Source organism: Leeuwenhoekiella parthenopeia (assembly GCF_020782115.1).
Taxonomy (GTDB): domain Bacteria; phylum Bacteroidota; class Bacteroidia; order Flavobacteriales; family Flavobacteriaceae; genus Leeuwenhoekiella; species Leeuwenhoekiella parthenopeia.
The window spans coordinates 1-11,555 of record NZ_JAJGMW010000041.1 but is presented as its reverse complement, the minus strand read 5'-3'; the positions used below and the strand labels follow the sequence as shown (position 1 = coordinate 11,555).

At 40.7% G+C, this 11,555-nt stretch carries 5 protein-coding genes; all 5 read right to left on the bottom strand.

Translation table 11 applies throughout. From position 1 onward, the window contains the following. Positions 1–5,822: Ig-like domain-containing protein (locus tag LLW17_RS18585; protein WP_228231797.1), on the bottom strand; the 5,822-nt coding region annotated here is incomplete at its 3' end. A 7-nt stretch (positions 5,823–5,829) separates the two neighbouring features. Continuing rightward, positions 5,830–6,318, bottom strand: coding sequence for a hypothetical protein (locus LLW17_RS18580; protein WP_228231796.1), 489 nt, complete (start codon positions 6,316–6,318; stop codon positions 5,830–5,832). Positions 6,319–6,733: 415 nt separating this feature from the next. Beyond that, positions 6,734–8,626, bottom strand: a complete 1,893-nt coding sequence (locus tag LLW17_RS18575) for an OmpA family protein (protein ID WP_228231795.1) — start codon at positions 8,624–8,626, stop codon at positions 6,734–6,736. A gap of 13 nt (positions 8,627–8,639) precedes the next feature. Further along, the gene (locus LLW17_RS18570; protein WP_228231794.1) at positions 8,640–9,590 is read right to left on the bottom strand and encodes a PorP/SprF family type IX secretion system membrane protein; all 951 of its coding nucleotides are present in this window, start codon (positions 9,588–9,590) and stop codon (positions 8,640–8,642) included. A gap of 37 nt (positions 9,591–9,627) precedes the next feature. Further along, on the bottom strand, positions 9,628–11,555 hold a 1,928-nt coding region (locus LLW17_RS18565; RefSeq protein ID WP_228231793.1), incomplete at its 5' end, for a DUF7507 domain-containing protein.

Sequence of the window (11,555 nt, the reverse complement as noted above, 5' to 3'; positions counted from 1 at the left end):
GTTACATCTGCAATGCTGATCGCAGGGGCGTTACCGTCATTGTCGGTGATCGTACCGCTAGCTGTTACAGGACTGTTAGATACTGTTCCGGTTGATACCGTACCTGTTACCGTGAAGTTTTCGGATGATTCAAATATATTGTCGTCTACCGTTGGGAAAACAATAGGTTCGCTGGTAGTTGATCCCGCAGGGATGGTTACCTGCAATGGAGTGCCATCGGTATAGTCTTCAGGATTGGTAGCACTGCCATCAGCAAAGGTGATGTCTACTACGATATCCTCAAAGCTTGGCTTGTCTAAAGTAACTACAAATTCAGCATCGTCTCCTTCGCTTACCGTTACATCTGCAATGCTGATCGCAGGGGCGTTACCGTCATTGTCGGTGATCGTACCGCTAGCTGTTACAGGACTGTTAGATACTGTTCCGGTTGATACCGTACCTGTTACCGTGAAGTTTTCGGATGGTTCAAATATATTGTCGTCTACCGTTGGGAAAACAATAGGTTCGCTGGTAGTTGATCCCGCAGGGATAGTTACCTGCAATGGGGTACCATCGGTATAATCTTCAGGATTGGTAGCACTGCCATCAGCAAAGGTGATGTCTACTACGATATCCTCAAAGCTTGGCTTGTCTAAAGTAACTACAAATTCAGCATCGTCTCCTTCGCTTACCGTTACATCTGCAATGCTGATCGCAGGGGCGTTACCGTCATTATCGGTGATCGTACCGCTAGCTGTTACAGGACTGTTAGATACTGTTCCGGTTGATACCGTACCTGTTACCGTGAAGTTTTCGGATGGTTCAAATATATTGTCGTCTACCGTTGGGAACACAATAGGTTCGCTGGTAGTTGATCCCGCAGGGATGGTTACCTGCAATGGGGTACCATCGGTATAGTCTTCAGGATTGGTAGCACTGCCATCAGCAAAGGTGATGTCTACTACGATATCCTCAAAGCTTGGCTTGTCTAAAGTAACTACAAATTCAGCATCGTCTCCTTCGCTTACCGTTACATCTGCAATGCTGATCGCAGGGGCGTTACCGTCATTGTCGGTGATCGTTCCTGTAGCTTCCGCAACAAGATTTCTGGTATTATTAGTTTGAACCGTTCCGGTTATAGTGAAGTTTTCGGAAAGCTCATAAATAGTATCTTCAAGAGAATTTACCGTATAATTTGCCGTCAACTCACCTGCTTGGATTGTTATTGTTTCGTTTACTACAGCATCATAATCCAATCCCGCTGTAGCCGTACCATTTGAGGTACTTACACTAATTACCACATCTTCTACAGACACCTCCGCTAAAGTAAATACAAACGTAAGCGGCTGACCTTCCATAACCTCCACGTTTTCAACGGAAAGAACAGGGTCTGCCTCTACCGTAATCGTACCCGTCGCAGTAACACAATCATTATTTGCATCGCAAATTTGATACGTAAAAGTGTCGGTTCCGAAGAAATTTTCGTTTGGCGCGTATACCAGGAAGTCATCTGACGCATCTCCCGGTGTTCCATTGTCATTTACCGACAGATCACCGTTTGGAGTAGTATTTACTATAGATAAAGATCCTGCACCGTCGTTTCCGAAGAAATCATTAGCCAAAACATTTAAGACATTATTTTCTGAATCTTCTGAAACCGTGAATGTATCATCTTCTGCCTCAGGAACATCATTAGAAATATTGATAAGAACAGTGGCCTCATCACAATCTCCGTCAGAATCACAGATTTTATAAACAAAACTCGTAGCTTGTAAATTGAGAGTTGGAGGGGTATAAACTATGAAGTCATCAGACGGATCGTTTGCCAAATCACCTGGATTAACAGCAACACTACCGAAAGCTGGTTGTGTTACAATAGTAATAGTTCCTTCTGAAGGACCGTCAGGACCAAAAGTATCATTGGCAAGAACATCAATATTAACCGGCTGAACAGGTCTCAGCGGACTTGCAATAGCGGCATCATCCTGAGCAACAGGACGCCCATCATCAACAAAATTATTTTCACAAGAAGAAATCAAATTGATTATCCTTGTAATTTTATTATCTGTCGGCTCACCTTCCACATCATTCACACTCACGTATCCCGTAGGATCTACCTCTGTGATTGTATAGGTCACATTTACTAAAGCAGAAGGTATTGCAGTTGCAAAACGGTAGTTACCATTAATATCCGTAGTAGTACTTGCTGAACTTCCGTCTGAACCAGACAAAGAAACCGTAACCCCACTTAAAGGATCTCCGCCTTCATCTGAAACATTACCGCAAATCACAGGAGCGGTAATTATAGTAGACTGCGGATCAGTATAATTAGCATTCCTTAATGCCAGGGAATAGTAACGGTCAATATTTCCATTCTCCTTACCTATAACATAGTTAAGTTTTGACTTACCTTCCCAATAATTACTAAATGTATATCTTGAATCAACAGAAATGTCTCCGCCCGGAGCTGTAGTAGGATTAATTGCTGTACCGCGCACCGAAGCTGTTTTCCGCTCAATGTTGATTAGGGTATTTTGAGATTGGTAATACGCGTCGGGTAAACTCAACTCAGCATACTCGCGGGTTGCCTGACTATCACCATCTATATCAAATGGAGTTCCGAAGAATGAAATTTCAACCTCATCGCCATAAGTACCGCCTCCAGAAACAAATGTGATTTCAAAAGCTACACTTTGATCACCATTATTTGTACTGTTAATTCTAGGCTGAAAATTATTAGCCACACCTTCAGTACTCACATCAATATCGAGCAAAGTTGCTCCATTATTGAAGGCCGTAATCTTAACAAGAGCATCTATAGGATTAGGACTGTCTGCAAAAACATTTGAGAATCGGTAAACCGCTCCTACCTGATTGTTTGAACCAGAAACCAATACCGGGTTTGTAAATCTTGAGTCTCCATAAAGCGGAGCACAATCACAACCGCGCTCACCAGGAGGAACAACAATCACATCGCTAACTGTAATATTTACGGTTGCAAAACTCTCATCACCATCAAAATCAACAATTTTATATCTAAATGTATCTGTGCCCTCATATCCTGTATTAGGAGTATAAACGATGGTATCGTCTGAAAGATTGGACGGTGTACCATTATTATTAATGACCACTGAACCATTAACAGGTTGCTGAACAATTACAAGAGGAGCTGTAGTATTTGCACCATCTGCACCAAAATCATCATTCGACAATACGTCAATGTTTAACGAGGTATTAACGTTAACCTGTCTAAAATCATCAACCGCAGTTGGAACAAAACATTCTGAGATGGTATTATCTATAACCGCCTGAGTATTTCCTTGAGGAGAACCCGCAATTGTTGGAACTCCATTAGCATTAACACCTCCCGGTGTGTTTGCCAAATTAAAATCTGCAGTTAAGTCAAGCTTATTAAAATTACCCGCACCTTCAATCGCATCATAACAACCGTCATTATCTGAATCCACATCTCTAGAATCAACCAGACCATCTCCGTCAGTGTCTCTGAATTTTTCTTCCAGAACACCGAAAATAATACCGTGTGGATCTTCGTTTTTGAATTCAATTTGAAATTTAGAAACATCACGATCATTAATATAGAAAAAAGTATATCCCTGAAACTGATTTGGTCGTGAAGAACTTATTGTATTACCCAAATCATTCTCTACCGGAGGTGTTTCTCCTGCAAATGTTGAATAAAAGCCTGTATTGAATACATCAACATTTCCAATTACACGTAAAGGAACATTAAATACATCTATTCCATTTTCTGGCGAAGCTCCGGGCGCCCCTCCTAAACCTGCTATACCAACAATATAAGTATATTTAGAAGTTGCTGTAGACAAAGCTGACGCAGAAACACCGTAATCAAACTCAACGGTTCTCGGAATACCATTTATAACATCTAAGTACTTTGTTGCAAAAGGAACATCACCACCATTTATGTTAATTATACCTTGGGTTAGAGGTGGCTGATAAATTCGCCATCTATTATTGGTAACTGTACCAGAGCCGTAACTCAATACACTTACTTTAACCCCTCCATTAGGCAAGGTTGCAGGCCCCTGAGGATCCAAAGGAAAAATACCTGTTCTGGTATTGTTCAAATTACTCACGGTTGCATCCGTAGGATTTACTAGTAAAGCGTTAGAACTGTTTCCTTCATTTGCATCTAAAATACCATCATTATCATCATCATCATCACAATTATCAGGTAAACCATCGCTGTCCGTATCAATTCCAGAACAGAATTCAGTACACGAACTTGGATCTATATAAACACGAACAGGCTCATTATTCCCAATAGGACAGCCATTCACAAGAGCCGTTGAAGACCCTGACGTTTTTTCATTAGGATTTATAACTCCTCGATATGTGGAAGAAGTCTGTATGGTAAAACTTGATCCAGCGTACAAACAATCATCTGAAACCCGTAATCTAAAACCTATTTGAAAACTTGAGTCCGTATCTTCAACCAGGTTATCAGCAACAGCAAATGTAAGAATTCGTGTTGCAGCATCGTAAGATGCAGTAACACCTGAAGGTAAGTTAATAGGGTTTAAATATTCTACACTTCTGGGAAGTTCATAACGCACACGCAAATCACGCATATCATCGTTACCATAATTCTTAACATTAAAAGAAACATCAATATTTTGGTTTAGAAAAACTACAGGATTATTACCCAACGCAGTGGTAAGTAGCATTGGCTCTAACTCCGGTTCATAGGCCTCTACCGCAAAACCTAACATATATAAACTATAGGTTTCCTGATTAGAAGTTAAACGAAATACGGCACTGGTTTGATTATTACCCAGCAAAGCATTATTTGGATTAGAAAGTTTAAAAACACCTGCATCAAAACCCAAGGTATTGGTAGAAGCCGGTGTTCTATTTGTATAATTCTGGCCAAACTGAGAAACACGACTATTGAAAAAATTATCTGCCTGTCTTAAACCGGTACTTAAATCAGTAAAAGTATTGGCTGTGTTTCTTATTTGAAGTCTATCTCCTATTAAATCTCTATCCCCTTCTAAAGCACCAAAAACTACATCAGCATTTACAGCTCCATTAGGTACAGTTCTAAAACCATCAAATAAGATATCGTAATTATTCTCTCCTGAATTTCTGGTTACATTTGCAAAACCATCAAAAAGCGTAATATTTCTTGTTGGCCTGTTCACATCCTCGTAAACAATTACGAGCTGCCATCCGGCAGATGCACCAATAATATCTCCTCCATTAGCACCCTGATGACCAATAATGGTTCCGGTTTTAGCCTCTACGTTTCCAACGGTATAGGTCCCGGCATAATTTGCTCCTAAGGCCTGCACTTGTGCAGTTATATCTTTAACACAGGCATAAGGATCGTTTTGAAAATGCTCATCTCGTCCCCTATACAATACCTGATCAGCGGTATAGGTTGTATATGAAGATTGACCAGGCAATTTCAATTTCACCTGATTGTAATTCCAACCGGGCTGATTATCTGAAGAAAGACTACCCGGTTCTTTATCGCCTGCTGTCCAATACAGGAAAGCTTTCTTAATTGTAATGCAATTATTGGAACCAAAGGAAACCAAATTAGCACTACTTGAATTAAACGTGCTTGCATCAGAGTCTATGTCAACATAAACATTATCAGTAAAATCGTGGTTACCATCTTCACCAGTATAATTTCCTGTTGCCGTACGGGACATCATATTGTTTGCGATAGTCGTAAAGTTACCGCGCAATGTACCTTCATAGCGCACATCAAAAGAGTTCTTAAGCTGCGCATGTGAAGTAAAAATCCCACTAAAAATAAATAGCCCTACAAGGGAAAGAGTAATTTTTAATTTCATAGGTTGATTATTTGAAGTTGCTTGCGCCAGGGTTAAGTTGCTTTATTAAGATAGAAGCAAAATTCTGTTGTGAAGAAGAGTCAGACTTTGCGTGAATCTGCACACAGCTCCAGGAGGTTTTGTTCATGTCCAGTTTGGTTGTTCTTACGATAAATTGGACCCTTTGGTTTTCTGAAATCTTGATTAATTTCAGCGGAACTCCATTTTTATCTAAGATTTCAAATTTTACATCTGATGATTGCAAAGAAGCGTCATCACAAGAAATCATTTCACCACGTATTTGAAATACTTGCGGCTTACCGGTATTATTTGTCAGTTCAACAAAATAATCTACAGTCTCTGACGTTATAGGATTATCTGAACTTTTGTAAAAGGAAAGTTCTACGTTTTTAGAGTTATCTGAACTCTTTGAACCATGTTCTTTTTGCGAAAAGGCACTAATTTGAAAAGCAAAAAAAACAACAAGCATTAAAACTGCATTGTAAAAATTTTTCATTGGGGCATTATTTGAAATTGGGTTGTACTAAAAATCACCTCCTTTAATCAGAGTTGATAAAATAAATATAATTCGAAACTTTAAAACGACAAGACACTGTCTGGAAGAGAAAGCACCCATCATAATAAATTATTTCATACACGCTATTAAAGCATATTTACTGCATTTAAGGGGTGTGAACGTTATTAAGCTGGGTATGTCAAATATATATATCAACGCATACTTTTTCAGCGTAGGCATATTATTTTAGATGTAATACACAAAACCACCCCACAAATCTATACTTTCACCATTCACTTGTAAGAAACGGGTTTAAAAAATCCTACATTATTTTAATAATCAATTACTTAGAAGCCATTCTTTAAGCAGTTTTAGCTTATTCATACAACCAAAAAAGTGCCTTTTTAAACATGACTTAATTGTCAAGTACTATAAATTGACTTCGTCGATTTAATTGATGCTGCTCCTCTGAACAGGCTACCCCGTTACTGCATTCATTTAATAATTGCGACTCTCCATAACCTCTCCCCGAAATTCGGTCTGCACTGATGCCGCCCTCCTCGATGATATATTTTATGGTAGATTCATTTCTTCTCTGAGACAGGGCCATGTTGTAATCATCATCACCCCTGCTATCCGTATGGGAACGCACATCTATGCGCAGGCCAGGATACTCTTTTAAAATCTGGATAATTTTCTGCAATTCCACCGCGGCATCAGGCCTAATATTTGACTTGTCAAAATCGAAATAAATAGGCTCTATAAGCACAGCCAAATCAAAGCCTGCTTCAATTTTTTCAGGAATTAATGCAATAGTGATTTCCTCCTCATCTTCAGACACTTCTATGCTTTGCTCCTCTGTACTGTAACCTTCTTTACTTGCACGTACAAAATAGACATCCCCACAAGGTATTTGATTAAAGCTATACTCACTCATACCGGAGGTTAAGCCGCTATTTAAAATTTCGTTTTGCTCATTACGAATCTCAACCTGCGCCTGGCTTAATACTTTCTTAGTCACATCATCAATAATAGTTACAGTTAGCATAGTCTCACAGGGTTGCTTGAGAAAACTGTATATATCATCATCAAGAGGATCATTAGCTCGATTAGAACTCAAATACCCTGTATTGTCTGACTCATTTATTACAAATGCAAAATCATCTGAGGTAGAGTTTATGGGAGATCCCAGTGTTTGTATTTTATTCTCGTTGAGGACGAAAACATCCAATCCCCCCAGGCCGGCTCTACCGTCTGAACTAAAATACAGCAAACCCAGCTGGGACACATATGGAAATCCATCACGACCCGGAGTATTAACCGTAGGCCCCAGATTAGAAGGCTCTCCCAATACGGCATCTCCTTCGAGACTAACGCTCCATAAATCAGATTCTCCATATCCTCCCGGGCGGTCTGAAGCAAAGTAAAGGGTCTTGCCATCAGGACTTAAAGCAGGGTGAGATGTGGAAAACTCATCGCTGTTAATAGGCAATTCTTTAGCCTCACCCCATTCTGAAGTACTGTCATTTCTTGCAGACACGTAAATCTTCAGCTTATTGGTGTTATTCTTTGAAGTTTTAAACTGTTCCTTAGAATAGTTGTTACGGGTAAAGTACAATCTCGTCCCATCAGCATTTAATACCGCATTACTCTCGTGGTAGGACGTATTGACAGGACCGGTAAGCTTTTGAACATTTGTAACCTTTCCTGATTTTACATCTGCGGTATATAAATCTAAAAACGGCTGTTTATTCCATAAGTGAATACGGGTTGAAAAAACACCGGTATCCCGGGTGGAAGCAAATAAAATCTGTTCCCCGTAATAAGCAGCCCCAAAATCAGAATAACCTGTTTTATTTATACCCAATTTTTCAACTGAATAAGTCCCTGCTACATAATTCTGACCACCACCGTTTTCGTAAATCTGCTCATCTCCTCCTGATGTGCCTGCTTTATAAAGAGCTATCATTTCTAAGGAAGTATCGTAACGCTCTATTGCGCGAAGGCTTTGGGCATATCTAAAATACTGCTCCGGCGTAACCTGATCTGCATAGGCTTCAACAAGTTTACCATACCACTGTGCAGCTTCAGCATAATCTGCATTGTAATAAAAACTGTCTCCCAATTTCCCGAAAAGCTCTGCAGAAGCATAACCTTCTTCTGCAACTTTCAAATAAATCTTTTGAGAATCTACAAACGCGTACTGATCAAACTTTTTATTGGCTCGTTCCAATTCACGCTCCTGAGCATTGACGTCAAAACTTATTAAGGCTAAGGCAAACGTTAGAAAAAGTAATATATGTTTCATAAAACCTTATTTTTTAGAAGAAGCGTGGTGTAACCATGCGATTGTATTCTTTAAACAGTTCAAATCTCAAAAAGACTTCATAAGTACCGTCGTTATAGGTTGCATTACCTAAGTCTGTACTTTCCCGATCATAAGCAAAACCTACAAGCATGGAGTCTGAAATCTGAAAACCAACCAAGCCACTCAAAGCCGCGCTCCAGCGGTAAGACGCTCCTAGCGTAAGCTTATCGTAGAATAAAAAATTAGCATTAACATCTACAGAAAGTGGCGCTCCGGCTACCATTTTCACAAGGGTTGACGGCTTAAATTTAGTAGTTGGGCTGAGCTCAAAAACGTAACCCGCAAGACCGTAATAATGAATACGCTCTTCGGCTATAAAACTAGCTGCAGAGTTAGCCCCACTTCTATCAAAATGATCGGTTTGTAATAAACCGGGTGCAGAAATACCTGCATAAAACCGGTCATCGTGATAGAAGAGACCTACTCCAACGTTGGGCGAAAGTTTATTATCTATATTTTGAAGCAATGGATCATTTAGATTAAAAGGATTTGTTCTGTTAAAATCCACATCTAAAAGATTTAAGGTCCCTTTTAAACCAAAGCTCAGCTTACCTTCTACTCCGGTCTCAATAGTATAACTGAAATCTGCACTGAAATTTGTTTCTCTTGCTGGTCCTAATGCATCATTTACCAGGCTAAAACCCAAACCTACTTTACCTAGACCAATTGGACTATGCACTGATAGATTTTGCGTTCTTGGCGCTCCATCAAGACCCACCCACTGGCTGCGATGCAGAAGCAGTATTGAAGTCCTTCCGCGATTTCCTGCGTATGCAGGATTAATCACCAAAGGATTATAGATATACTGCGTGTATTGAGGATCTTGCTGAGCGTACACCGACTCCTGCTTCAGGAAAGTCAAAGACGTCAAAGCAATAAGAAATATTTTTAATGTAGTCTTCATTACAAAATGCTTTTTAATGTTTATCATTTCCCGTTGATTAGTTAATGTATAAATAGCCCGCAACATTACGCATATCACCAGGTTCGCGTTCATAGTTTATGATATAGAAGTACGTACCTGAAGGCAATTTCAAAGACCGGTTTACCGTAGCACGTGCTTCAGAATAACCCCTGAATACATTACCGGTATCCGGATTGTAATCTCTGGTCTCAAAAACCTGGACTCCCCATTTATTAAATACCTGAACCCTATTCGGGAAATTCTCAATATTCTCAATCTGGAAATAATCATTAAATCCATCGTCATTAGGGGTTACAAAGTTGAAGATCTCAATATCCTCCTGAGCCAATACTCCGGTTACCTGATAGACCGTTGGATCATCGGGTTCCCCATCTCCATTCGCATCCACATCTGCAGGGTTATCAGGATCATCGGTTAAATCTTCCACAAGGTCACCAGCAGCTGTAGATGCACTAACTAATGCCTGATTAATAACCTGTTGATTTGCAATATCCTCAGCTGTAATTGTGTACACCGCCGTAAACGTCGAACTATCTGTTGCCCCGGGAGCCAAATCAATCGGACCTCCAATTACTTCAACCAACGGGTCTTCAATTAAAATGTCATATAGCGTGGTATTTCCGGTATTGGTTATACTGAAGGTGTAAATCAAAGTCTCACCAACATCTGTTGCCAGGTTTCCATTCTCATCACTAAAGGTTACTGATTTTTCGGCGCTAAGTGAACTTAAAGCAGGTAAGTCGGTTACTGTAGGGTCATCTGCAGGATCTCCATTACCATCATCATCTGCTGTTTCATCACCATTATCGGAAATGTCGGTCACTTCATTATCAAAAGGATCTGTTCCTGCAGCAAGAGCCGTGTTGGTAACACGTTTTGCATCGATATCTGCCTGAGTAATGGTATAGGTTGCATTAGCAACTCCAGATTCTCCAGGAGCCAATGTTGACGGTTCAATAACCAAATCTGCTAAAGCCAACTTAGCATCATCAATCGAAATATCTGAAACCCTAGTATTACCAGTATTGGTTACTGTAAATGTGTAAACAATTGTTTCGCCGGCCTGCGCAAATCCATCTCCATTCTCGTCTCCAAGAACACTTGTTTTGATTAGGCTTATTTGTGAATTATTACAAATACTCAAAGTAACCGGAGTTCTGGATAAACTCACACAACCGGTCTGAATATTTACAGACTCTGCATAGTAGGTTACACTACCTACATCACTCAAAACAGGATCTGCCACTACATCACCACCTTCTGCTGCAGTGTACCATACAACATTAAATCCATCAGGAACCGTCGCTAAGGCAGTCAAAGTCTCAATTGGCCCCGTTTCACACACTTCCTGATCACCACCACTTACAGGGGCTTCAGGAGCCGCATTGATCGTTAAGCTTACGGCTGTACGATCTAAACTAACACAACCCGTTTCATCATTTACAGATTCTGCGTAATAGGTTACTGTGCCTACCCCTACTAATTCTGGAGTGGTCACCTCGGCTCCGTTGGCGTCATACCATACGATGCTGAAGCCCTGACCTACACTGGCCATTGCCGTTAGTGTCTGTCCTGAGCTTCCGTCTTCACACACTTCCTGATCACCACCACTTACAGGGGCTAATACGAGATCAGGCTCGGTGATCGTTACCGAAGCTGTGGCCTCACAGATGCCGTTGCCATTGCCGTTGGAAGCACTGGCCGTAATGGTATAGGTGCCGGGGGCGAAAGCACTCTGACCGCTCAGGTCTGTCCCGTCTCCGCCATTTAAAGTAATCGTATAGCTTGCGCCCGCGCTTAAGCCGCTGACCGTAATGGTACCATCGGCTGCGCCGTTACAGCTTACATTGGTGGATGATGCAGCTACCGTTACCGCTACAGGCTCGGTGATCGTTACCGAAGCTGTGGCCTCACAGATGCCGTTGCCATTGCCGTTGGAAGCAC

What these genes read in the sequence shown, in the direction of transcription:
- LLW17_RS18580 (WP_228231796.1), bottom strand. Translation starts at nt 6,318, where the DNA reads ATGAAAAATTTTTACAATGCAGTTTTAATGCTTGTTGTTTTTTTTGCT.
- LLW17_RS18575 (WP_228231795.1), bottom strand. Translation starts at nt 8,626, where the DNA reads ATGAAACATATATTACTTTTTCTAACGTTTGCCTTAGCCTTAATAAGT.
- LLW17_RS18570 (WP_228231794.1), bottom strand. Translation starts at nt 9,590, where the DNA reads ATGAAGACTACATTAAAAATATTTCTTATTGCTTTGACGTCTTTGACT.